The sequence below is a fragment of the Clostridium homopropionicum DSM 5847 genome (assembly GCF_001263795.1).
Taxonomy (GTDB): domain Bacteria; phylum Bacillota; class Clostridia; order Clostridiales; family Clostridiaceae; genus Clostridium_H; species Clostridium_H homopropionicum.
In genome coordinates this window covers 1-603 of sequence record NZ_LHUR01000043.1, presented here as the reverse complement: position 1 = coordinate 603, position 603 = coordinate 1, and the positions used below count along the sequence as shown (strand labels likewise).

Annotated in this window: 2 tRNA genes and 2 rRNA genes; all 4 read right to left on the bottom strand. The window is 43.6% G+C overall.

Annotated elements, in window-relative coordinates:
• Positions 1-139, bottom strand: a 23S ribosomal RNA gene (locus CLHOM_RS17180); the annotation flags it as partial.
• Positions 140-237: 98 nt separating this feature from the next.
• Positions 238-314, bottom strand: a tRNA-Ile gene (locus tag CLHOM_RS17175).
• 4 nt (positions 315-318) lie between these two features.
• A tRNA-Ala gene (locus CLHOM_RS17170) sits at positions 319-394 on the bottom strand.
• Positions 395-545: 151 nt separating this feature from the next.
• Positions 546-603, bottom strand: a 16S ribosomal RNA gene (locus tag CLHOM_RS17165); the annotation flags it as partial.

Sequence of the window (603 nt, the reverse complement as noted above, 5' to 3'; positions counted from 1 at the left end):
TTAGCTAGATGGGTTTCCCCATTCGGAAATCTGCGGATCACAGGCTATTTGCGCCTACCCGCAGCTTATCGCAGCTTATCACGTCCTTCATCGGCTCCTAGTGCCAAGGCATTCACCGTGCGCCCTTATTAACTTGACCTATTCACATATTTTCATTTAGAGTTACTAATGAATGTTGTTTCGCTTATGCGAAACTATAATTTTCAAATATTCACTGTGCAATTTTCAAAGAACAATTGGTGGGTCTAAATGGACTCGAACCATCGACCTCACGCTTATCAGGCGTGCGCTCTAACCAGCTGAGCTATAGACCCTGAATGGTGGAGATAAAGAGATTCGAACTCTTGACCCCCTGCGTGCAAGGCAGGTGCTCTCCCAACTGAGCTATACCCCCACTAAGAAACATCAGCAACCGATAATACCTCTTGTAAGACCAGTTGTTGATACTATAAGATATTATTTTAAATTGAGAGATTTAGTCTCTCAAAATTAAACAGAATTAAGAACCAGTCTATGAAAGCTGTGATGCTTTCATTTCTCCCTAGAAAGGAGGTGATCCAGCCGCAGGTTCTCCTACGGCTACCTTGTTACGACTTCACCCCA